Annotated in this window: 22 protein-coding genes; 16 read left to right on the forward strand and 6 right to left on the reverse strand. The window is 61.4% G+C overall.

Going from position 1 to position 20,998, the window contains the following annotated elements:
• Positions 1-50: 50 nt before the first annotated feature.
• The gene (locus ACE4RL_RS04290; protein WP_375599293.1) at positions 51-596 is read right to left on the reverse strand and encodes a hypothetical protein; all 546 of its coding nucleotides are present in this window, start codon (positions 594-596) and stop codon (positions 51-53) included.
• Between the two features lie 504 nt (positions 597-1,100).
• On the opposite strand from ACE4RL_RS04290, the gene ACE4RL_RS04295 reads away from it, so the two are divergent.
• The 5 genes from ACE4RL_RS04295 to ACE4RL_RS04315 all read left to right on the forward strand — a co-directional run bounded on the left by ACE4RL_RS04295 (position 1,101) and on the right by ACE4RL_RS04315 (position 6,378).
• Positions 1,101-4,061, forward strand: coding sequence for a helicase-related protein (locus ACE4RL_RS04295; protein WP_375599294.1), 2,961 nt, complete (start codon positions 1,101-1,103; stop codon positions 4,059-4,061).
• 21 nt (positions 4,062-4,082) lie between these two features.
• Positions 4,083-4,475, forward strand: coding sequence for an RNA-binding S4 domain-containing protein (locus ACE4RL_RS04300; protein WP_375599295.1), 393 nt, complete (start codon positions 4,083-4,085; stop codon positions 4,473-4,475).
• A 153-nt stretch (positions 4,476-4,628) separates the two neighbouring features.
• On the forward strand, positions 4,629-4,967 hold the full coding sequence (fdxA, locus tag ACE4RL_RS04305; protein ID WP_375599296.1) for a ferredoxin FdxA: 339 nt from the start codon (positions 4,629-4,631) through the stop codon (positions 4,965-4,967).
• 371 nt (positions 4,968-5,338) lie between these two features.
• A complete protein-coding gene (locus ACE4RL_RS04310) occupies positions 5,339-5,905 on the forward strand; it encodes a CarD family transcriptional regulator (RefSeq protein ID WP_375599297.1) in 567 nt (188 codons plus the stop codon).
• Between the two features lie 140 nt (positions 5,906-6,045).
• On the forward strand, positions 6,046-6,378 hold the full coding sequence (locus ACE4RL_RS04315) for a DMT family transporter (RefSeq protein WP_375599298.1): 333 nt from the start codon (positions 6,046-6,048) through the stop codon (positions 6,376-6,378).
• Here the strand turns inward: ACE4RL_RS04315 and ACE4RL_RS04320 are convergent.
• Together ACE4RL_RS04320 and ACE4RL_RS04325 are read right to left on the reverse strand one after the other, a co-directional pair.
• A complete protein-coding gene (locus tag ACE4RL_RS04320) occupies positions 6,347-6,907 on the reverse strand; it encodes an AAA family ATPase (RefSeq protein ID WP_375599299.1) in 561 nt (186 codons plus the stop codon). The genes ACE4RL_RS04315 and ACE4RL_RS04320 overlap by 32 nt on opposite strands.
• A complete protein-coding gene (locus tag ACE4RL_RS04325; RefSeq protein ID WP_375599300.1) occupies positions 6,907-7,734 on the reverse strand; it encodes an SAM-dependent methyltransferase in 828 nt (275 codons plus the stop codon). The genes ACE4RL_RS04320 and ACE4RL_RS04325 overlap by 1 nt, the downstream gene beginning before the upstream one ends.
• A 37-nt stretch (positions 7,735-7,771) precedes the next feature.
• Between ACE4RL_RS04325 and ACE4RL_RS04330 the strand changes: the two genes are divergently transcribed.
• From ACE4RL_RS04330 to ACE4RL_RS04350, 5 genes are read left to right on the forward strand one after another with little or no spacing between them, the layout of a single operon-like run.
• Positions 7,772-8,578, forward strand: coding sequence for a ComF family protein (locus ACE4RL_RS04330; RefSeq protein ID WP_375599301.1), 807 nt, complete (start codon positions 7,772-7,774; stop codon positions 8,576-8,578).
• A 37-nt stretch (positions 8,579-8,615) separates the two neighbouring features.
• A complete protein-coding gene (grxC, locus tag ACE4RL_RS04335) occupies positions 8,616-8,870 on the forward strand; it encodes a glutaredoxin 3 (RefSeq protein ID WP_375599302.1) in 255 nt (84 codons plus the stop codon).
• Positions 8,871-8,876: 6 nt separating this feature from the next.
• Positions 8,877-9,704 carry a carbon-nitrogen hydrolase family protein gene (locus tag ACE4RL_RS04340; protein WP_375599303.1) on the forward strand — a complete coding sequence of 276 codons (828 nt, stop codon included), beginning with the start codon at positions 8,877-8,879 and terminating at the stop codon, positions 9,702-9,704.
• Positions 9,705-9,763: 59 nt separating this feature from the next.
• Positions 9,764-10,186, forward strand: a complete 423-nt coding sequence (locus ACE4RL_RS04345) for a DUF1178 family protein (RefSeq protein ID WP_375599304.1) — start codon at positions 9,764-9,766, stop codon at positions 10,184-10,186.
• Positions 10,183-10,536, forward strand: a complete 354-nt coding sequence (locus tag ACE4RL_RS04350; RefSeq protein ID WP_375599305.1) for an MmcQ/YjbR family DNA-binding protein — start codon at positions 10,183-10,185, stop codon at positions 10,534-10,536. The genes ACE4RL_RS04345 and ACE4RL_RS04350 overlap by 4 nt, the downstream gene beginning before the upstream one ends.
• 202 nt (positions 10,537-10,738) lie before the next feature.
• Here the strand turns inward: ACE4RL_RS04350 and ilvD are convergent, their stop codons facing one another.
• Positions 10,739-12,592 carry a dihydroxy-acid dehydratase gene (gene ilvD, locus ACE4RL_RS04355; protein ID WP_375599306.1) on the reverse strand — a complete coding sequence of 618 codons (1,854 nt, stop codon included), beginning with the start codon at positions 12,590-12,592 and terminating at the stop codon, positions 10,739-10,741.
• Between the two features lie 210 nt (positions 12,593-12,802).
• On the opposite strand from ilvD, the gene ACE4RL_RS04360 reads away from it, so the two are divergent.
• Entirely contained in the window at positions 12,803-12,982 is a 180-nt protein-coding gene (locus ACE4RL_RS04360) for a hypothetical protein (protein ID WP_375599307.1), read from the forward strand.
• A gap of 196 nt (positions 12,983-13,178) precedes the next feature.
• Positions 13,179-13,394 (forward strand): cold-shock protein, encoded by a 216-nt coding sequence (locus ACE4RL_RS04365; RefSeq protein WP_157290331.1) that lies wholly within the window; start codon positions 13,179-13,181, stop codon positions 13,392-13,394.
• Between the two features lie 331 nt (positions 13,395-13,725).
• Here the strand turns inward: ACE4RL_RS04365 and ACE4RL_RS04370 are convergent, their stop codons facing one another.
• A complete protein-coding gene (locus ACE4RL_RS04370) occupies positions 13,726-14,322 on the reverse strand; it encodes a hypothetical protein (protein ID WP_375599308.1) in 597 nt (198 codons plus the stop codon).
• A 155-nt stretch (positions 14,323-14,477) separates the two neighbouring features.
• Between ACE4RL_RS04370 and ACE4RL_RS04375 the strand changes: the two genes are divergently transcribed.
• Positions 14,478-14,849: a hypothetical protein gene (locus ACE4RL_RS04375; protein WP_375599309.1), complete on the forward strand. Its 372-nt coding sequence runs from the start codon at positions 14,478-14,480 to the stop codon at positions 14,847-14,849.
• Positions 14,850-15,258: 409 nt separating this feature from the next.
• On the opposite strand, the gene ubiG is transcribed toward ACE4RL_RS04375, so the two are convergent.
• Positions 15,259-16,005 carry a bifunctional 2-polyprenyl-6-hydroxyphenol methylase/3-demethylubiquinol 3-O-methyltransferase UbiG gene (gene ubiG, locus ACE4RL_RS04380; RefSeq protein ID WP_375599310.1) on the reverse strand — a complete coding sequence of 249 codons (747 nt, stop codon included), beginning with the start codon at positions 16,003-16,005 and terminating at the stop codon, positions 15,259-15,261.
• Positions 16,006-16,196: 191 nt separating this feature from the next.
• Here ubiG and ACE4RL_RS04385 point away from each other — a divergent pair, with 191 nt between their 5' ends.
• From ACE4RL_RS04385 to prfA, 3 genes are all read left to right on the forward strand, one after another.
• A complete protein-coding gene (locus ACE4RL_RS04385; protein WP_375599311.1) occupies positions 16,197-17,462 on the forward strand; it encodes an aspartate kinase in 1,266 nt (421 codons plus the stop codon).
• A gap of 61 nt (positions 17,463-17,523) precedes the next feature.
• Positions 17,524-19,803: a phosphoenolpyruvate--protein phosphotransferase gene (ptsP, locus tag ACE4RL_RS04390; RefSeq protein WP_375599312.1), complete on the forward strand. Its 2,280-nt coding sequence runs from the start codon at positions 17,524-17,526 to the stop codon at positions 19,801-19,803.
• A 112-nt stretch (positions 19,804-19,915) separates the two neighbouring features.
• A complete protein-coding gene (gene prfA, locus ACE4RL_RS04395) occupies positions 19,916-20,992 on the forward strand; it encodes a peptide chain release factor 1 (protein WP_375599313.1) in 1,077 nt (358 codons plus the stop codon).
• Positions 20,993-20,998: the final 6 nt, after the last annotated feature.

The following is a 20,998-nucleotide window of genomic DNA, read 5'->3' on the forward strand; positions in this document are numbered from 1 at the left end:
CGCCTCTGGCGCTAACGGCCTGTCAGTACAATGCCGGATTGGCCCTAGTTTTACCCGATCTTCACCAATGTGAACGGGTTTCCCCCCACTTGCCTAAGAAACAAGGCCGGTTTGTGTGTCTGACCCCGCTCATCCCCCACAAGTGGTAGTGAACAAAGCCGAATTTGTGATTCTGGCCCGTTTCTGTCCCCGTTCGTTCCGGTTTTGGCCGGAAGGTTAACTCCGCTCACGGCGCGCACCCGGAACTGTTCTAGGTTGAGACAATCACAAGGTTTCCAGGCGGCTGATGCGCTGGTCGGGGCCGATCGTGAAAGCCTGGCGTAGAATCGCAGGGCTTCCCGGGAATGTGCCAGAGACTTCGAAGGTAACGACGGTGTGGCCTTATCGGTCGCGACCTGCTGCACGCGGTAACGGGGGTGATAACGCTCCTCAACCCGGCGCAACCATTGCGCGATGGCAGCCCTGCCATGGTGCCACTCGCCTTCGTCGCGCACTGCAGCGTCGGGCGCGAACAGCGTTGCGGCTTCGTCCGGAACGGTGCGGGTGAAATAGAGCTGCAGAGGCGCGGGCAGAGCCGCAGGGTCAAAATTGGACATGCATATTGCTCCGGAAACGTACTGTTCCCCCAAATGCGCCCGCGTGCTGTCAGGGTGTGTCAGTGGCCGCTGTCCCAAAGCGACACGTCAACACGGTTTTTCCTCAAGACGTGCCGGAAAAGCCAAGGACTCGGGGGCGCGACGTGGTGAAGACGGACAAAATGTTGCCAGAACAGATGTTTACGCAAAGTTCAGATTTGGCCGATTCCGGGCTGGATTAACCGCGCAGCAAGCGAGTTGAACACTTCCTGCGGCTTGTCGGTGCCAAAAATGGGTCCCGGGTCGGGCAGTGCCGCGGTTTAGTGGGTAAGTCTGCCCGGGTGATACCATATCTAGCCGTGAACAAAGCCAGACTCGGTGAGTCTCATCGATTCGGTTCTGATTTGTTCCGTCTGCGTTCCAGCGGTTAACCCGCGTGTCAAAACGATGACAATGCTGTCCTTTGCTGGGACAACTCGGCAATGCCCCTCGCAAGGCGGGGAACGAAGCCTTAAGTAGGGTGCGATGAGCTTTTCTCCTTCCCATTCGGTCAAGGCGATCCTTGGCCCGACCAATACTGGCAAGACCTATTTCGCCATTGAGCGCATGTTGGCCCACCCGACAGGGATGATCGGCCTGCCGCTGCGCCTTCTGGCGCGCGAGGTCTATACCCGCATCGTCGAGCGGGTCGGGGAACAGGCTGTTGCGTTGGTGACGGGCGAAGAACGCATCGTGCCAATCAAGCCGCGCTATTGGGTGGCGACAGTGGAAGCCATGCCCATGGATATCCATGTCGATTGTGTCGCGGTGGACGAAATCCAGACTGCCATCGATTTTGATCGCGGGCATGTCTTTACCGACAGAATCCTCAAGGCGCGCGGCCTTCAGGAGACGCTGCTCCTGGGTTCGGCTACCATGGCGGGGGTGGTGCGCAAGCTCATCCCCCATGCCGAAATCATCGATCGACCGCGCTTCTCGCAACTGACCTATGCGGGCTCCAAGAAAATTTCCCGTCAACCCGCGCGCAGCGCCATCGTCGCCTTTTCGGCTCGGCAGGTCTATGCCATCGCCGAATTGATCCGGCGCGAACGCGGCGGGGCAGCGGTGGTCATGGGGGCGCTTTCGCCCCGCACGCGCAATGCCCAGGTCGAGCTCTACCAGAATGGCGATGTGGATTTCCTTGTTGCCACCGACGCCATTGGCATGGGGCTCAATCTCGATATCCACCACGTCGCCTTTGCCGACGACACCAAATTCGACGGCCATCAGAGCCGACCGCTGACGCCTTCGGAACTGGGGCAGATCGCCGGGCGCGCTGGCCGGCACCGGCATAATGGCACCTTTGGCGTCACCGGTGGCACCGAGGGGTTTGACGAGGAGCTGGTCGTTCAGCTCGAGACTCATGATTTCCAGCCGATAAAGCAGGTGCAGTGGCGTAACTCGAACCTTAACTTCGGTTCGGTTGAGGCTTTGCGCAATTCACTCGAACTGGTGCCGCAGGACAAGACGCTGACCCGTGTGCCGATTGCGACCGATCAGCATGCGCTTGAATTTCTCATGCGCAATGAGGCCGGAGGGTTGGCGCGCGGCCACGATGCGGTCAAACTGCTTTGGGAATGTTGCCAGATTCCGGACTATCAGGGCATCTCGCCGGCGGCGCATGGCGAGATTGTCACCCGTATCTATACGGATGTAAGACGAATTGGATCGGTTCAAGCAGACTGGATTGCCGAGCAGGTCCGGTTTTGCGACAATGCGGAGGGCGACATTGACACGCTTAGCAATCGGATCAAGCAGATCCGGACCTGGACCTTTGTCGCCAACCGAAAAAACTGGCTTGAAGACCCCACCTATTGGCGCGAAAAGACGCGAGACATTGAGGACCGCCTGAGTGACGCTCTGCATGAGCGGCTCACCCAGCGCTTCGTGGACCGGCGCACCAGCGTGTTGCTCCGCCATCTGAAAGACAAACGTATGGTATCTCCCGAAATCAACAGCCAAGGCGAAGTCAGGCTGGAAGGCCATCTGATCGGAACGCTCGAAGGCTTCCGCTTTTCCCTGGCCCGCAATGATGGCGACACGGACGCCAAGGGATTGCGCGGTGCCGCCGATTCGGTGGTCGCTCCAGAGATACACAATCGTGCCGAGAGATTGGCCGGATCGCCAAATGAAGAATTCGTGTTGGCGACCGACGGGCGCCTGCGCTGGCGCGGCGAGATCGTGGCGGAACTGGCTGAAGGCGACAGCCTTTACCGTCCGCGCATCCTGCTCCTGGCCGACGAGACCCTGACCGGGCCTGACCTGGAAAAAGTGCAGGACCGGCTTTCGCTCTGGCTGCGCCACCATATCAATACCGTGCTCGAACAGGTCATGGCGCTCGAGGCTCCTGCCGATCTTGAAGGCACCGCACGCGGGCTCGCCTATCAGCTGTTCGAACATATCGGTCTCTTGCCGCGGGCCCAGGTGGCCGACGAGGTCAAGGCGCTCGATCAGGATGTGCGCGGCAAGCTACGCAAACTTGGCATCAAGTTTGGCGCCTATCACATCTATCTCCCGCTTTCCCTCAAGCCCGCGCCGCGCGAGCTCGCTCTGATCCTGTTTGCGCTGAAGAATGGTGGCGTGCGCCAGCCGGGCGTCACCGATATTCCCCATATCGTGCTCTCGGGCCGCACCTCCTTCGTGGTCGATCCGGAAGTCGATACTCGGCTTTACGAGATTGCCGGCTTCAAGGTGGCCGGAAGCCGGGCGGTGCGGGTCGATATTCTTGAGCGCCTGGCCGATATCATCCGGCCGCTGGTGGCGCTGGATGCCGGCCGCCCCTATCAGGGCGAACTGCCCTCCGGGGCCGCCGAGGGCAATGGTTTCCGCGTGACCGTGGAAATGACCAGCCTGTTGGGCTGCTCGGGCGATGATTTCTCCTCCATCCTGTCGTCGCTGGGCTATCGGGTCCGCCGGACGCCCAAAGTGGTCGAGACGCCGGCACCCGCTGAGGCTTCGGCCGAAACCCCGGCGTTTGAGCAGGTGCTCGAAGACAATGCCGCCAGTGCCGAGGCAAACAATGAGGCCGCTGCGCCGGAGAATGCCGAAGCGCCTGTGGTGGCAGAACCGGGAGAAGGTGCCGTGCCGGACGCCGCTCCGGCTGAGGTGGAGGCCGCAGCAGAACCGGCCGCGCCGGCCGAGCCAGAATTTGACGAGGTCTGGTTCCCCGGCGGGCGTCGCCACAACGAAAACCGCCGTCACGAAGGCCGCAATCGCCGAGATGGCGAAGAGGGCCCACGGCAGAACAATCGTCCGCGCCATGGCAAGGGGCCGCGCCGCCCCGAGGGCGAAGGCCAGAAGGTGCGTCCCAATGGCAAGGGCCGTCCCGACAAGACGGAACGGGGCGACCGCAAGGATCGCCGTCCGCCACGCGAGGAGCGCAAGCCGGTGTTCGATCCGGACAGCCCCTTTGCAGCTCTGGCAGCCTTGCGCGGCAAGTCGGAGTAGGGATTGGCGGGGACCGAACAGATGCCGCTCCGCAAGGAGCGGCTCGACCGGTTCCTGTTCTTTTCGCGCGCCGTCAAATCGCGCACCCTGGCCCAGAAAATCATCGAGAGTGGCGCTGTTCGCGTCAACTCGGAAAAGACCGAGCGCACCGATCTCAAGGTCGGTGCGGGCGATGTGCTGACCATGTCGCTGCACAACCGGATTGTGGTCTGGCGCATTCTCGATTGCGGTACGCGGCGTGGTCCGGCCAGCGAAGCGCAGACGCTTTACGAGGACATTTCGCCCCCGCCTGTGCCCAGGGCTGAGCTGTCGCCCTATGATGCGGCCATCGCCGAAAGACCGGCGGGAGCCGGGCGTCCGACCAAAAAAGAGCGGCGCGAAACGGACAGATTGCGCGGCAACGAGCCGGAATAGGCAAGTCTTTCGTCTCGGCAGCCTTGTGCGCCAAACCGTCCCCCCGGACGGCCTTGCGATGCGGCGGAAAACGGTTTAGCACCGGACGCGTTGAGACAGGCGGGCTGACCTGCCCTAAGGGTTGGGCCGCAACAAGACGGGATCGCCTCCTAGATGACCTATATCGTCACCGACAATTGCATTGCCTGCAAATATACCGACTGCGTGGAAGTGTGTCCGGTGGACTGCTTCTATGAAGGCGAGAACATGCTGGTGATCCATCCGGACGAATGCATCGATTGCGGCGTGTGCGAACCCGAATGCCCGGCCGAAGCCATCAAGCCCGATACAGAAAGCGGGCTGGATGAATGGCTTGAGCTCAACCGCAAATTCTCTGCCTCCTGGCCCAATTTGACCGAGCGGCGCGAACCATTGCCAGAGGCAAAAGAGCGTGATGGCGAAGAGGGCAAGCTGAGCAAATACTTCTCCGAAGAGCCCGGCGAGGGCGACTGACGCCAACTCGCTGCAGCGCAGTCAAGATCGAATATGCCAGTCCTAACAAGGGCTTGTCATGGTTTCGTCACATCGGTCCGGTCGCGGCCCGGTCTGGCATAGCCTGCGTGATTCGTTCCTTTTGATTCTGCTGAAAAATTGTGCTATGGTGTCACCATATGCAGTTGAGCCCATCACCCAGCCCGTGCCGCAAGGCACGATTTTTTTGACACCAGACAAAGTGGATGCATGACGTTCCGGCAAGCGGATCCGGGACGACGTGGGGTTTAACTGCGCATATGCGTCCGGGTTCGCGGGCGCCAAACAAGTAGGATGGCTGACCTTGCCGCAAGGAACCAGCTATTGGGGCGTCAACAAGGAGTTCGAAGCATATGGTAGCCAAGAAGCAGCAGCAGCGGCTTGGGTTCAAGACAGGCGAGCATGTCGTCTATCCGGCCCACGGCGTCGGCATTGTCGTCGCCATTGAAGAGCAGGAAGTCGCTGGGCTGACCCTCGAGCTGTTCGTAATCAGCTTCGAGCAGGACAAACTGACCCTGCGCGTTCCCGTGGCCAAGGTCAAGTCCGTCGGCATGCGCAAGCTGGCCGATGAAGACGAAGTCACGCGCGCTCTCGATACCGTCACCGGCCGGGCCCGCGTCAAGCGCACCATGTGGTCGCGCCGCGCTCAGGAATATGAAGCCAAGATCAATTCGGGCGATCTGATCGCCATTTCCGAAGTGGTCCGCGATCTTTATCGTTCCGAAGAGCAGCCCGAGCAGTCCTATTCGGAACGCCAGCTGTTCGAGCAGGCCATGGACCGCATGAGCCGCGAAATCGGTGCGGTGCGCAAGCTCACCCTCACCGAGGCCGTGCAGCTGATTGAAAAGCAGCTCGCCAAGAGCCCCAAGCGCACCAAGGCCGACGCGGCCGAAGCCGAAAGCGACGAGGAAGCTGCTTAGGCTCTTGCGTCAGACTGATTGGAAAAGGCCGGTGAACACACCGGCCTTTTTTGTGGCTGGTGAGAACGAATTGAACCAGTGGCGTGACTTGGCGCCGCCGGTGTGATCAAAGCCGGCGAACATGATTTTCCGGTGATCCCATGCCCAGTTACGCTTATCTCGCCATCGCCATTATTGCCGAAGTGATCGCAACCACGGCACTCAAGGCGTCGGAGGGTTTTTCCAACCTTTTGCCATCCATTCTGGTCGTGGTGGGATATGGCGTGGCGTTTTACTGCCTGTCGATGACCCTGCGCACCATTCCGGTCGGCATTGCCTATGCCATCTGGTCGGGTGCGGGCATTGTGCTGGTCTCGCTGATCGGCTTTGCCCTTTATGGTCAGAAGCTCGATGTCTGGGCCGTCATCGGCATCGGGCTAATCATGTCCGGTGTGCTGATCCTCAATCTTCTCTCGAAGTCGGTTGCTCATTAAGGCGATAGCGGCCAGTGGCCAGGGCAGCGTGCAGCGCGGCGATGGTCTGGGCACGGTCGAGGCCGCCGACATCCAGAGCATATGCTTGATGAGCGCCGAGATCGGCGAACTGAGCATGTAGCGCGGCCACCACGTCCGGATTGCTCAGGCTGTCGCCGCCACGGGCAATGCAGCGCGCCACCGCCTCCTCAGCAGAGGTCCGCAGCACCACATAATGCAGCGGCACGCCAAGGGCCGCAAAGGCCGTCAGGGCCCAGGGCCGGATGACGCCATCGAGCGCGACGAAATAGCCATAGCGGGCATAGGTGCCCGCCACACCCGCCGCGACCTGCATGATCATCTGGTTCTGCTGGTGCGATTGAGGAAGCCAGGGGTCGATTTTGCCGGTCTTGATATAGCCCCAGAAATCGTCGGAATGCAGATGGACCTTGGGCCCGCCGGGAAGATGCGCCAGCGCGTCGGCACAGGTGGTCTTGCCCGAGCCCGGATGGCCGGAGAGGATCAGGATATGGCCGGCAGGCAGGTCCATCAACTCTTCCCCAGCACATCTTTCATGCTGACCGTGGCACTGCCGGGTCTCAGGGGTTTTTGCTGGCTTTCATGCGGCACCCAGCCGGCCAGCCAGATGACCTCCAGGGTGGCGCGAATGCGGCCATCGGGGTCGGCGTCGCGCTCGGCGTAGGCCTGGGCAGCGGCAGACAGCAATGTGCGGGTGGCAAATCTGCGGGGCCGGTCGGCCAGGGGATTGGATGCGCCAAGGGTCTTGAGTTCGGCCATCAGCGCAAAGGGGCTGGCGTAGCGCACGCGATGGGTTTCCACATCGGCGACCGGCAAGGCAAAACCCGCCCGCTGCAATAGGGCACCGGCATCGCGCACCTGGGCCATGGGCGCGACCCGGGCCGAAGCGCCGCCGGAAACGTGCAGATCGGCCGCAAGGAAAGCTTCGCGCAATTCGCTGAGGCTTTCCCCGCCGACAAAGGCGACCATCAGCAGGCCGTCCGGGTTGAGCAGGCGGCGCAGCCGCGCCAGGTGCCCCGGCACGTCATTGACCGCCTGCAGGTGCAACAAAGAGACGATCAAGTCGAGTTCGCCCGCGGGAAGTGCGGGAAACTCGTCGCCGGAAAAGGCCTCGACGCGCTGTGCCTGCACCGGGCCATTGGCGGTAAACAGGGTCTCGGGCAGGGTGTGCGCATCAGGGCCGATCAGCACGGCGCGGGTGAAATCGCGCTTATAGGTGCTCAGGCGATCGGCCAGATCTTCCAGCACCAGATCACGCACGAAATTACCGCCGGGCGGACGGCGGGCCAGATTGCGGGCGATCTGGGTGGTGTCGAACAGGCGTGGTGGGGTGGTCATCGAATATGGCTTTCGCCGGAGCCGGGTCGGGAGCAATATGGCTGTTATGGAGACGGGGGCCGGGGAAGTCAAAGAGATCGGGCATGTGGCGCGGCTGCGGCAGAGGCTGGCCGGCTTGCGCAATGGTTTGCTCGACCTGATCTATCCGCCGGGATGCGCTGCGTGCAATGCGCCGCTGGCGGGCGCCCAGGGCCTCTGTTCCCAGTGTTTTGCCGACCTGCGCCAGATCAGTGCGCCGCTCTGCCCGGTACTGGGCATTCCATTCGAGACCGATCTGGGGCCGGAAACGCGCTCGGCCGAGGCCCTGGCCGATCCGCCGCCATTTGCGCGGGCGCGGGCGGCGGTGGCCTATAGTGCGGTGGCCGGCCGGCTTGTCAGTCGTCTGAAATATGGTGACCGGCCCGAATTGGCGCGCTTCTGTGCGCGGTTGATGGCTGCGGCGGGAGCCGAGTTCTGGCCGTCTGACCCGATCATCGTGCCGGTGCCGCTCCATGCCAGCCGCCTGCGTTTCCGCCGCTACAACCAATCCATGTTGCTGGCGCTTGAACTGGGGCGCATGACGGGCTGCCGTGTTGATCCGCACCTGATCCGGCGGCACCGCAAGACGCGCCAGCAGGTGGGGCTGAGCGGCGATGGGCGCCTGCGCAACGTGCAGGGCGCTTTTTCCGTTCATCCGCGCGTCCTGGAGCGGCTGGCGGGCCGGCCGGTTGTGCTGGTCGACGATGTCTATACCACTGGCGCCACGGTCAAGGCTGCCATAAGAGTGCTCAAACGCGCCGGTACCGCAGAGGTGAACGTGATCACCTTTGCCCGCGTTGTCATTGGCGAGGATCTGCCCATATAAGAGGGCAATTGCATGATTTTCCGGAGCCTGGAGCGATATGGCCAAGGTTGAGATCTACACCACCCCCACCTGCCCCTATTGTCACGCCGCCAAGGCGCTGCTCAATGAAAAGGGCGTGGACTATTCAGAAATCACTGTGCTCGATCCAGATTTGCGCGAGAAGATGACGCAGCGTGCCCATGGCCGCCGCACCGTGCCGCAAATCTTTGTCGGGGAGACCCATGTGGGCGGTTATGACGACATGGCTGCGCTCGACCGCCGTGGCGGTCTGGATCCGTTGCTGGCGCAGTAGTTCTCCATGAAAATTGCCGCCATCCAGATGTGTTCGGGGCTCGATCCCGAGGCCAATCTTGCCGCGCTGGAACCCCTGCTGGCCGAGGCTGCCAATCAGGGCGCGCGCTATGCGCTGACCCCTGAGGTCACCATGATCTTCCCGGAAAACCGGGACCAGCTCAAAGAGGTGGCTGCGCCCTTCCAAGGCCATCCGCAGTTGGCGGCCGTGGGGGAACTGGCCAAACGCCATGGCATGTTCGTGCAGATCGGCTCGCTGCCGGTACCGCTCGAGGATGGGCGCTTCGCTAATCGCTCGGTGCTGTTCGGACCCGATGGCGCCCAACTGGCCACCTATGACAAGATACATCTGTTCGACGCCGACATTGCCGGGCTCAACGCCTATCGCGAGAGCGCGACCTATAAGGGGGGCGACAGCGCAGTGACGGCACCGCTTGAGGGATTCACCCTGGGCTTTTCGATCTGCTACGACATGCGCTTTCCCCGTCTCTACAATGCGCTGGCCAATGCCGGGGCAAACCTGATGGCGGTGCCGGCGGCCTTTACCGTGCCGACAGGCGAGGCGCATTGGCATGTGCTGCTGCGCGCCCGCGCTATCGAGACAGGCTCTTATGTCATCGCTGCCGCGCAGGGTGGCAGCCATCCCAATGGGCGTTCGACATATGGCCATTCGTTGATCATCGACCCCTGGGGCAAGGTGATCGGCGAACTCGACCATGACCGGCCGGGCGTGCTAGTGGCCGAGGTCGATCCTGCCGCGACTGCTGAGGCGCGCAAGCGCGTGCCGGCGCTGGCCAATGCACGCGACTTTGCCGGGCCGGATTTGCACGGCTAGTCCGCTTTGCCTATATCGAAAGAACAGACGGCGTTTGCCGCAGCGAGATAGTTAGCACCGTGATTCAGTATTCGCTTCAATGTTCGAACGGGCATCGCTTCGATGTCTGGTTCAAAAGTGCAGCGGCCTATGATGAGCAAAAGGCGCGCGGCATCGTCACCTGCGCCCAATGCGGTGATCTTCATGTCGAAAAGGCGCCCATGGCGCCAAATGTGGCGCGCACCGACCAGGACCGGGTGCCGGTATCCGCGCATCACCCAGACGCCGCCAAGTTCCGCGAGATGCTGCGCGCCTATCGCAACAAGGTGGTAAGCGAAGCCGAAAATGTCGGCGACCGCTTTGCCGAGGAGGCCCGCAAGATCCACTTCGAGGAAGCAGAGGCGCGCGGCATCTATGGCCAGGCGACCAAGGACGAGGTCGTGGGGCTCATCGAGGATGGCGTTGAGTTCCTGCCCCTGCCCGATGTGGGTGAGGACAATTGAGCCTGTTCCTCCGCGATGGGTTCGACGCCGCGCTCTCAGCGCTTGCCGGTGTCACATTCGTCGATCAGTGGGACGCGCGCGTGGCCAAGGTCGGCGGCAAAGTGTTTTGCCTCCTGACCGATTACGAGCCCCGCTGTATTGTCTTTAAATGCAGCGAGGAGAGCTTTGATATCCTGACCAGTCTGAGCGGTGTCACGCAGGCCCGCTACTTTGCCAAGCGCAAATGGGCTAGTGCGGAAGCTGGGTCGGAACTGGGCGAAGACGATCTGCGGGCCTATGCCACTCGCTCACACGCGCTGGTCGCCGCGGGGCTAACCCGGAAGCTGCGCGCCGAACTGGGCATTGACTGACATTTTTGCTGAGATCGGGTCGGCCCGATAGGGAGGGTGGAATCCCCGCTATCGAGCCTGACCAAGCCAGTAACCTTGGCAGGCCACTGGTTGGCTGAGCGCGTGTTAGCACCGGGCGGCAGGCTTGTCACCAAAAAGTCATGCGCCGAGTGACGAATTGGACCGACCCTCCCTCAGGAGGGGGCGGCCAGACGCTATTGCCTCAGTGCCAGAGCTTGTCGATGGCCTTGGTGTCGCGCACGGCACCGGTGGCAGCGGAGGTGACAAAGGCCGCATAAGCCTTGAGCGCCGTGGTGATCTTGCGATTGCGCGGCTGGGCCGGTTTCCAGCCGAGCTTGTCCTGCTCGGCGCGGCGGGCGGCCAGTTCGGCATCGGACACCAGCACGTTGACGGTGCGGTTGGGGATGTCGATCTCGATAATATCGCCCTCACGCACCAGGCCAATGGCGCCGCCTTCGGCCGCCTCGGGCGAGGCATGGCCGATGGACAGGCCCGAGGTGCCGCCCGAAAAGCGCCCGTCGGTCAGGAGCGCGCAGGCTTTGCCCAGGCCCTTGGATTTGAGGTAGCTCGTGGGATAGAGCATTTCCTGCATACCGGGGCCGCCCTTGGGGCCTTCATAGCGGATGACGACGACATCTCCTTCCTTGATCTCGTTGGAAAGGATCGCCTTGACGGTCATGTCCTGACTCTCGAAGACACGGGCCGGGCCGGTGAATTTGAGAATGGATTCATCCACGCCCGCGGTCTTCACGATGCAGCCATCGAGCGCGATATTGCCCTTGAGCACGGCCAGGCCCCCATCCTTGGAGAAGGGGTTTTCCGGCGAGCGGATCGCGCCATTGGTGCGGTCGGTGTCGAGGTCCTTCCAGCGATTGGACTGGGAGAAGGCCTGCGTCGTACGCACGCCGCCGGGCGCTGCCATATAGAAATTGCGCACGCTTTCCGAATTGGTGCGCGAGATATCCCATTTGTCGATGGCATCGCCCATGGTGGCTGCGTGGACGGTGGGTTCGGTGCGGTTGATCAGGCCCGCGCGATCGAGCTGGCCGAGAATGGCGAAGATGCCGCCGGCGCGGTGCACGTCTTCCATATGAACGTCGTTCTTGGCCGGGGCGACTTTTGAAAGCACTGGCACCTTGCGGCTCAGGCGGTCTATGTCGTCCATGGTGAAGTCGACGCCGCCCTCATGGGCCGCGGCCAGAATATGCAGCACGGTATTGGTCGAGCCGCCCATGGCGATGTCCAGGCTCATGGCGTTTTCGAAGGCTGCTTTTGTGGCGATCTTGCGCGGCAGGACGTTTTCGTCTTCCTGCTCGTAATAGCGGCGGGCCAGGTCAACGATCAGATGCCCGGCTTCCTGGAACAGGCGCTTGCGGTCCGAATGGGTGGCGAGCGTCGAGCCATTGCCCGGCAGCGACAGGCCCAGCGCCTCGGTGAGGCAATTCATCGAATTGGCGGTGAACATGCCCGAGCAGGAGCCGCAGGTGGGGCAAGCGGCTTCCTCGACGGCCTGCACTTCCTCATCCGTATAGTGGTCATCGGCGGCCATCACCATGGCGTCGACCAGATCAAGCGCCTGCAGCTTGCCCTTGACCATGGCCTTGCCCGCTTCCATCGGCCCGCCCGAAACGAATACCACGGGGATGTTCAAGCGCATCGCGGCATTGAGCATGCCGGGGGTGATCTTGTCGCAATTGGAGATGCAGACCATGGCATCGGCGCAGTGCGCATTGACCATATATTCCACCGAGTCCGCGATGATGTCGCGGCTGGGCAGGGAATAGAGCATGCCGTCATGGCCCATGGCGATGCCGTCATCGACCGCGATGGTGTTGAATTCCTTAGCGACGCCGCCGGCCGCCTCGATTTCGCGGGCAACGAGCTGGCCCAGATCCTTAAGGTGCACATGGCCGGGCACAAACTGGGTGAACGAGTTCACCACCGCAATGATGGGTTTGCCGAAATCGCCGTCCTTCATGCCAGTAGCGCGCCAGAGGCCGCGCGCGCCGGCCATGTTGCGGCCATGGGTGGTGGTGCGGGAACGATAGGCGGGCATGGTGGTGTCCTCGAGATGCTGCCGGTGGACCGATTTGGCGTTGGTTCTGTTTAGACCCATTCCAGCCGGGCTTCAAGAAATTTCCGTACCGTACCGTACGGTACTGGTGTCGTCGAGGTTTCACGTGGTTGCGACGAATAATCATGCGCCTGGTTGCAATATGTCCGTTCGGATTGGGCTTTGTACCGTGTTTCGTGTCACAGTGGCGTCATGACAAAAAATCTCACTTCAATCGAACGCGCTTTTGAATTGGCCCGCAGCGGCAAATGCCGGTCATTCAGCGAAATCAAAGCCGCACTCAAGGCTGAAGGGTACGACACCGCGACCATTACCGGTGGCACCTTGTCAAAGCAGTTGCGCCAGCTCATCGCCGCAAACACGAAGTCGTAGACCACTACGCCTTGCCATGAACACTATTTAGTGCGATATGGAGCCATACGTTTTCAGCCCAAGTCGGCTGCCTCTAGCCGGTTCATCCCGGTCCTTGGCTTACTGATCCACTTTGCGAACGTTTGTAGGCCCTCTTGCATGTTGCGGAGGGAAACGCTCGTTCCGCTTCGGCTCCGAGCTTTAAGGAAATCTAAAAATGGCAACCGTCACCGGTACTGTAAAATTCTTCAACACCACCAAGGGCTTTGGTTTCATTACGCCTGAAAACGGCGGCAAGGACCATTTCGTCCACATCTCCGCTGTCCAGAATTCTGGCGTTGATGGCCTCTATGAGAACGACAAGGTCACCTACGAGGTTGAGACCGGTCGTGATGGCCGCGAGTCTGCCATCAACCTGGTGCTGCAGAAGTAATTTTTACTCCTGCGATGATGATTGAGGCCACCATTTTTGGTGGCCTTTTTCTTGTCTCGAGAAACGTTTGAGACGCATCTCGCGCCCCAGTCTGCGGGCAAAGGCGAGGGGAGCGGCCAAAGGGGACTGTCCGGTTGGTCAAGTTTGGCAGAGTGTCTGTCGAAGGGCACCTCCACTCCGCTCCTCCCCTCATCAGACCGCTCAATGCGTGCGTCCTAAATTGTGCTCCTGGGGAGCGGTCTTTGCCTCTTCTTATCTAACTGAAACGAAGATCGAATTTCGCCGTGCAACCGGAGGGCCACGTGGAGCGGCGCACTCGCCCGTCTTTGAGTCAGAATTTGTAGCGAACACCCAGGGTCACCGCATTGGAGCCATCGATGTGCGCAATGGTGCCGAAGCCACCCGAGCGGTGCTGGATGCGGCCGAAGGCTTCCCATTGGGGGTGATCGTCATGCGACACGGCAATTTCCGGGGCCAGATAGTAGAGCAAGGTGGCGCTGTCGCCTGAAGCGGTGGTGCGGGTGGTCTCAACGCCAATGGTGTCGGTGACCACAGAAAAGCCGCCCGTGATGGACGGCGTGATGTTGAGCGGGCCAAATTCGACTTCGGTCAACCGCCCCACCAAGCCCGCCCACGCCTCCGCTGAGGTAGATTGTCCCGTGCGAATACCAATCCCGGCCTCGAGTCCGAGCGCGAAACTCTCATATTCGTAGAAGAACCGCTGATAGCCGACACCGGCGAAATAATTGGGCTCATAGCCGCTGTTCCAGAACACCAGCGCATCGCCAAAATAGCCGCTGCTCATCGGGCCGCCAAAGATGAAGACGGATTCGTCATTGCGCGCAGTGAGCGCTTCGGCCCCACTGGCGGCGGGCGCAAAAGGGCATATGGCCCACAGCGCCAGAATGGCGCGGGCAGATGGTTTCATTGTTATGTCATCCGTGCTGTTGGGGACGGAAACGCGAAACGCCCAACACGGTTCACATGACTGTGTTCACATTTTCCGCGCGTTCCGCTGCCCGGGCAATTGGAACGGGCGCCCCCGGCACCGCGTTTTGCCTCGAATGAACAAAGGAGCACGAAATGGACGCCATACCGACTGACATTCATGAAGGCATGCGGGTCGTAGACAAGGCCATGCAGCCCATCGGCAAAGTCGAGACATTTCGCAGCACGGATGAGGCGCCGGATGCGCCCGAGGTTGATGCCGCCGGTATCAGCCCGGTCTTGGAGCGGCAGCGCAATGACCTGACGGGATTGCTCGCCGACCTGTTCCACCCGGACGACGGTCTGCCTCGCGAAATGCAGGAAAAGGCCTTGCGTGAAGGCTTTGTTCGACTTGATGCGGAAGGATTATTTGCGGCGGACCGCTATATTTTCCCCGAGCATATCGACCGGGTCGATGATGATCGCCTGGTGCTGCGCGTCGGCCGGGACGAGTTGCTCAAGGCCTAGTCTTTTGGGCCTCGCCCCATTCCCTCCATTCCGCGCTGAATGGAGGGACCCATCGCGCCTACAGATGCCCTGTAAGCGGATAGTCCGCTCCCTTGCGGACAAGACTTACCAAGACTTCGCCTCTGAGACTGTTAACCTATCGAGTATTTTCCCTTAACCACCGCAGTTTACTACGGCGGAAAATTTGCGAGCCGACTCGCGTATAACTGCGGATTACGGTCTGGCTTTCGGTCCTGATGATCGCTTCCAGGTGGCTTGGCCATCGTTCATTGGAGGATTGTCATGGTGTACAAGCGTATGTCTGTTCACACGCAAGGGGCGACGCTGAAGGTCTACGTGTTCTGACTCTGCCTCCAGTCAGGGCGTAGCGGACCGGCCGTCCTGCCCGACGGCCGGTTTGCCTGATCCTTCAGACGGGGCGGGTGGCAAGGATCATGTAGTTGATCGCCATATCGAGCGAGGTCCGCCAGTCATCGGCCAGGGGATTATAGGTAACGCCAGTCTGGTCGATGACGGTGAGATTGTTGCGCCGCAACTGGGCGGCAATTTCCTCGGGCGTAAGGAATTTTTTCCAGTCATGCGTGCCGCGCGGCAGCCAGCGCAGTACATATTCGGCACCGATGATCGCCAGGGCCCAGGAGCGGGCGGTGCGGTTGAGCGTGGCGGTGAACATCAGTCCGCCCGGTGCCACCAGATCGGCGCAACTCTTCATGTAGAGCGGCACGTTGTCGACATGTTCGACCACTTCCATGTTGAGCACCACATCGAACTTTTCGCCGGCGGCGACCAGTGCCTCACTGGTGGTGGCGCGATAATCAATCGCGAGCCCGGATTGCTCGGCGTGAATTCTGGCAATGGCAATATTGCGCTCGGCGGCATCAATGCCGGTTACGCTGGCCCCAAGACGTGTCAGGGGTTCGCACAAGAGGCCGCCACCGCAGCCGACATCGAGTACGCGCAACCCCTCGAAGGGCCGGATGGAGCCGGCGTCCCGGTCGAAATGGCGGATCAGATGGTCGCGGATATAGCTCAGCCGCACCGGATTGAACTTGTGCAGCGGCTTGAACTTGCCCTTTGGGTCCCACCATTGTTCGGCCATGGCTGCGAACTTGGCGATTTCGGCGTCGTTGACAGTGGTCTTTGCGGTATCGGTCATGAACGATGCGCTCCTTGCCTGACCATATGACCCGCCCGATGGGGCAGGGGCAAGGTACGGCCTGTCGCAGGATTGACGGTATGGGCCAATCGTAACCGTGATGCCCATTGATTGCGCATCGGCTTTGTGGCATGTCCGCCCGCAACAATGAAGCGTACCGCCGGGTTCGGCGTATCAGCGGGGAAAATCCATTGGCCCGTATCGTCGTCAAGTTCGGTGGCACCTCGGTCGCCAATGTGGAACGCATCCGCAATGCTGCGCGCCATATCAAGCGTGAGGTCGAGGCCGGCCATGAAGTGGCCGTGGTGGTTTCGGCCATGAGCGGCAAGACCAATGAGCTGGTCGGCTGGGTCAATGAGGCCTCCAAGTTCCATGATGCGCGCGAATATGACGCCGTGGTGGCATCGGGCGAGCAGGTGACGGCGGGGCTGATGGCCATTGTCCTTTCGGAAATGGGTATCCAGTCGCGCAGTTTTGCCGGCTGGCAGGTGCCTATCCATACCGATGACGCGCATGGCGCAGCCCGGATTACCGAAATCGACCCGACCGAGCTCGACAAGCGCATGAAGGATGGGTGGGTGCCGGTGATTACGGGTTTCCAGGGCATTTCGCCCCATGGCCGCGTGACCACGCTGGGCCGCGGCGGGTCCGACACTTCGGCCGTGGCGGTGGCTGCAGCCGTCAAGGCGGACCGCTGCGATATCTATACCGACGTCGATGGCGTCTACACCACCGATCCGCGCATCGTGCCCAAGGCGCAGCGCATGACCAAGATTTCCTTCGAGGAAATGTTGGAAATGGCCTCGCTCGGGGCCAAGGTGCTGATGATCCGTTCAGTGGAAATGGCCATGGCGCATAAGGTGCGCCTGACCGTACGCTCCAGTTTCGATGACCCGGACGCGCCGCAGATCGCGCCCGATGGGACGCCGGGTGTGCCCGGCACGCTTGTCTGCGATGAGGATGAGATCATGGAACAGCAGATCGTTTCGGGCGTGACGCTCGCCAAGGCCGAAGCCAAGATCACCCTGCGCAAAGTCAAGGACAGCCCAGGCGTCGCCGCCGCCATTTTCGGCACGCTGGCCGACAAGGGCATCATTGTCGACATGATCGTGCAGAACATTGCCGATGATGGCGCAACAACCGACATCACCTTTACCGTGCCCGACAGCGAATATGACAAGGCTGTCAAGGCGCTCGAAGACAATGGCGGGCGCTTTGAATATGCCCGTCTCTCGGGCTCGCGTGGCGGCGCCAAGGTCTCGGTCGTGGGCGTTGGCATGCGCTCTCATGCCGGCGTTGCCGCCTCGATGTTCAAGGCCCTGGCCGACAAGGGTATCAATATCCAGCTCATCACCACGTCGGAAATCAAGACTTCGGTGTTGATCGATGAAGAATATGCCGAGCTTGCGGTTCGCGCCCTGCACACCTATTACGGTCTGGACAGACAGGACGCCTGACCACAGTCGAGGGGACAAGGCCGCGTCCTTCAAATAGGGGGGCGGCTTTGCGGGCCGCCTTATGAGAGGCATGGTCACGACCATAGGCGGCCCAAGGGTGCTCCTGCGGCAGTTGCGCGAGACAATGGCGGAGCCCCTGGCTTCGCAGGAACGTCTCGACAAGATCGTGGGCCTGATTGCGGAAAACATGCGGGCCGATGTGTGCTCGTTCTATGTGTTGCGCGATGACGGCGCGCTCGAGCTGTTTGCTACCCGCGGCCTCAATACCGAATCGGTGCACCTGACAACACTGCGGCTGGGCGAGGGCCTTGTGGGCCTGATTGCCGCCGAGGCCGAACCGCTCAGCCTGGACGACGCGACCAGCCATCCGGCCTTTGCCTATCGTCCGGAAACGGGCGAAGAAAAATACAATTCCTTCCTCGGCGTGCCGGTGCTGCGGGCAGGCCAGACGCTGGGCGTGCTGGTGGTGCAGAATGCTGACCGGCGCCATTATGGCGAAGACGAATCCGAGGCGATGCTGACCACGGCCACAATCCTGGCCGAAATGATTGCCACCAGCGACTTCGACAATCTGATCAAGCCCGGATCGGATATCGATCTCAGGCGGCCTCGTATGTTCAATGGCGTCAGCTTCACCGACGGGATCGCGCTTGGCACGGTGGTGTTGCACGATCCGCGCGTGGTGGTGACCAATTTCATCGCTGAAGACACCGATGCGGAAAAGCAGCGGCTCGACGCCGCCCTGGCGTCGATGCGCGTCTCCATCGATGCCATGCTCGACCACGGCGACATGCAGCCGACCTCGGACCACCGCGAAATTCTCGAGACCTATCGCATGTTCGCCAATGACCGGGGCTGGGTGAACCGGCTGACCGAAGCGATCGACAATGGGCTTTCGGCCGAAGCGGCGGTGGAGCGGGTGCAGAACGATACCCGCGCGCGCATGCAGCGCCAGACCGACCCCTATATTCGCGACCGGCTGCACGATCTTGATGATCTGGCCAATCGGCTTTTGCGGGTGCTGACAGGCGATGGCCAGACCCTGGGGCGCAAGGAACTGCCGGACAACGCCATCCTGGTCGCCCGCAATATGGGGCCGGCAGAACTGCTCGAATATGACCGCAAGAAGTTGCGCGGCGTGGTGCTCGAAGAGGGTGGGGCAACGGCGCATGTGGCCATTGTCGCTCGCTCTTTGGGGATCGTTGCGGTGGGCCAAGCCCAGTCCATCGTTTCGATGTGCGAAAGCGGCGATGACATTATTATCGATGGGCCGCTGGGGCAGGTGCATCTCAGGCCCACGCCGGACGTCGAGCAGACCTATATCGACAAGGTCCGCATTTCGGCACGACGGCGCGCGCATTATGCATCGTTCAAGGACAAGCCGAGCATCACCAAGGACGGCGTGGAAATCACGCTGCTGCACAATTCGGGGCTGGTGGCAGATTTGCCCATGCTGGACGATACCGGTGCGGCCGGGGTCGGACTATTCCGCACCGAGCTGCAATTTATGATCGCGAGCCGGTTGCCGCGTCTGCAGGAGCAGGTCGAGCTTTATGCCGAAGCTATGGCCATAGCCGGTGACCGTCCTGTGGTGTTCCGGCTGCTCGATATTGGCGGCGACAAGGTCGTGCCCTATCTGCGTTCGGCTGCTGAAGAAAATCCGGCCATGGGCTATCGCTCGATCCGGCTGGGTCTGGACCGGCCAGGGTTGTTGCGCACGCAGATCCGGGCGCTGCTGCTGGCGGCGCATGGGCGGCCACTCAAGATCCTGGTGCCCATGGTCACCGAAACTTTCGAGTTCCGGCAGACCAAGACCGTGCTCAACAAGGAAATGGAGCGCCTCAGGCGCGCCGGGCAACCGGTGCCGGAGAAAGTCGAAATCGGGGCCATGGTGGAGGTGCCATCGCTGTTGTTCGAGCTGGACCAGATCATGCCCGAAAGCGACTTCGTCTCCATCGGCTCGAACGACCTGGTGCAGTTCCTGACCGCCGCCGATCGGGCCAATCCTCGGGTGTCCAAGGCTTATGACCCGATCGCGCTGCCGCGCCTGCGCGCCATCAGGCTGGTGGTCGATGCTGCGGCGCGGCACAACAAGCCCGTCACAATGTGTGGCGAGCTGGCCGGCAAACCCATGGAAGCGCTGGCGCTGATGGCCATTGGCATGACCCGGCTCTCCATGGGCCCGGCCTCCATTGGCCCGATCAAGGAAATGATCCTCAATCTTGAACTCAAGCCGCTGCAGGCGGCCATTTCTGAAGCCTTGAGTGTGGGCGCAAACGGGCATTCGGTGCGCGAGCTTTTGACCGAGTGGGTGGACAAGCAGAACTTGCCCATGGGGTAGGGCTCGAATGGCCGCTTGATGTTGCGTGCCGGGATCATTACACCGCGGCCTATTGTTCCGTCCGTCGCCGCACTGCAATGCAAGCCGCGATTGCCACGTTGAAAGACCAAGAATGCCCAGCCTTCCCCAGGACAAGCTCGACGCCCTTGAAACGCGCTTCCAATACATCGAAGCCGCGCTATCGAGTGGTGCCAGCCCGGACGAATTGGCCCGGCTTTCCAAGGAGCATTCGGATCTTTCGGAAATCGTGGGCGAAATTAGCGCCTACAAGAAGGCCCTGAAGGATCATGCCGAGGCCGAGGCGCTGCTCAAGAGCGGCGACAAGGAAATGGCCGAGATGGCCGAAATGGAAATTGAAGAGCTGGACGAGAAGATCGAGCAGCTGGCCCAATCGATCCGCATCTTGCTGCTACCCAAGGACGAGGCGGACGAAAAGTCCGTCATTCTCGAAATCCGTGGCGGCACCGGCGGGGACGAAGCGGCTTTGTTCGCCGGTGATCTGTTCCGCATGTATGAGCGCTATGCGGCCGCGCGGGGCTGGAAGGTTACGGTGATGGAAGAAAGCCCCGGCGAAGTCGGGGGCTTCAAGGAAATCATCGCCAATGTGTCGGGCAAGGGCGTCTATGCCCGCATGAAATATGAAAGCGGCGTGCATCGGGTGCAGCGCGTACCCGCCACGGAGGCTTCGGGGCGCATTCATACTTCGGCAGCGACGGTGGCCGTGCTGCCGGAAGTCGAAGACATCGATATCGAAATCCGCAATGAGGATATTCGCATCGATACGATGCGCGCCTCGGGCGCGGGCGGACAGCACGTCAACACCACAGACTCGGCGGTGCGCATCACCCACATTCCGACCGGGCTTGTGGTGACCTCGGCGATGAAGTCGCAGCACCAGAATCGGGCCCAGGCGCTGGTCGTGCTGCGCTCGCGGCTTTACGAGATGCAGCGCGAGGAACGCGACAGCGCCCGTTCGGCAGAGCGCAAGGGGCAGGTCGGGTCTGGCGACCGCTCGGAACGCATCCGCACCTATAATTTCCCGCAGGGACGCGTCACCGATCACCGGATCAATCTGACCCTCTACAAGCTCGACAAGGTGATTGCGGGCGAAGCGCTGGACGAGTTGATCGAGGCGCTCATCACCGAACATCAGGCAGCACAGCTTGCCGCCATGGAGCAGAGCAACTGAGCGAGC

Origin of the sequence: Devosia polycyclovorans (assembly GCF_042181575.1) — a bacterium.
In the GTDB taxonomy this organism is placed as follows: domain Bacteria; phylum Pseudomonadota; class Alphaproteobacteria; order Rhizobiales; family Devosiaceae; genus Devosia; species Devosia polycyclovorans.

Bases quoted from the DNA above. Each gene is read 5' to 3' on its own strand.
- ACE4RL_RS04290 (WP_375599293.1), bottom strand. From the start codon at position 596: ATGTCCAATTTTGACCCTGCGGCTCTGCCCGCGCCTCTGCAGCTCTAT.
- ACE4RL_RS04295 (WP_375599294.1), top strand. From the start codon at position 1,101: ATGAGCTTTTCTCCTTCCCATTCGGTCAAGGCGATCCTTGGCCCGACC.
- ACE4RL_RS04300 (WP_375599295.1), top strand. From the start codon at position 4,083: ATGCCGCTCCGCAAGGAGCGGCTCGACCGGTTCCTGTTCTTTTCGCGC.
- fdxA (WP_375599296.1), top strand. From the start codon at position 4,629: ATGACCTATATCGTCACCGACAATTGCATTGCCTGCAAATATACCGAC.
- ACE4RL_RS04310 (WP_375599297.1), top strand. From the start codon at position 5,339: ATGGTAGCCAAGAAGCAGCAGCAGCGGCTTGGGTTCAAGACAGGCGAG.
- ACE4RL_RS04315 (WP_375599298.1), top strand. From the start codon at position 6,046: ATGCCCAGTTACGCTTATCTCGCCATCGCCATTATTGCCGAAGTGATC.
- ACE4RL_RS04320 (WP_375599299.1), bottom strand. From the start codon at position 6,907: ATGGACCTGCCTGCCGGCCATATCCTGATCCTCTCCGGCCATCCGGGC.
- ACE4RL_RS04325 (WP_375599300.1), bottom strand. From the start codon at position 7,734: ATGACCACCCCACCACGCCTGTTCGACACCACCCAGATCGCCCGCAAT.
- ACE4RL_RS04330 (WP_375599301.1), top strand. From the start codon at position 7,772: ATGGCTGTTATGGAGACGGGGGCCGGGGAAGTCAAAGAGATCGGGCAT.
- grxC (WP_375599302.1), top strand. From the start codon at position 8,616: ATGGCCAAGGTTGAGATCTACACCACCCCCACCTGCCCCTATTGTCAC.
- ACE4RL_RS04340 (WP_375599303.1), top strand. From the start codon at position 8,877: ATGAAAATTGCCGCCATCCAGATGTGTTCGGGGCTCGATCCCGAGGCC.
- ilvD (WP_375599306.1), bottom strand. From the start codon at position 12,592: ATGCCCGCCTATCGTTCCCGCACCACCACCCATGGCCGCAACATGGCC.
- ACE4RL_RS04360 (WP_375599307.1), top strand. From the start codon at position 12,803: ATGACAAAAAATCTCACTTCAATCGAACGCGCTTTTGAATTGGCCCGC.
- ACE4RL_RS04365 (WP_157290331.1), top strand. From the start codon at position 13,179: ATGGCAACCGTCACCGGTACTGTAAAATTCTTCAACACCACCAAGGGC.
- ACE4RL_RS04370 (WP_375599308.1), bottom strand. From the start codon at position 14,322: ATGAAACCATCTGCCCGCGCCATTCTGGCGCTGTGGGCCATATGCCCT.
- ACE4RL_RS04375 (WP_375599309.1), top strand. From the start codon at position 14,478: ATGGACGCCATACCGACTGACATTCATGAAGGCATGCGGGTCGTAGAC.
- ubiG (WP_375599310.1), bottom strand. From the start codon at position 16,005: ATGACCGATACCGCAAAGACCACTGTCAACGACGCCGAAATCGCCAAG.
- ptsP (WP_375599312.1), top strand. From the start codon at position 17,524: ATGAGAGGCATGGTCACGACCATAGGCGGCCCAAGGGTGCTCCTGCGG.
- prfA (WP_375599313.1), top strand. From the start codon at position 19,916: ATGCCCAGCCTTCCCCAGGACAAGCTCGACGCCCTTGAAACGCGCTTC.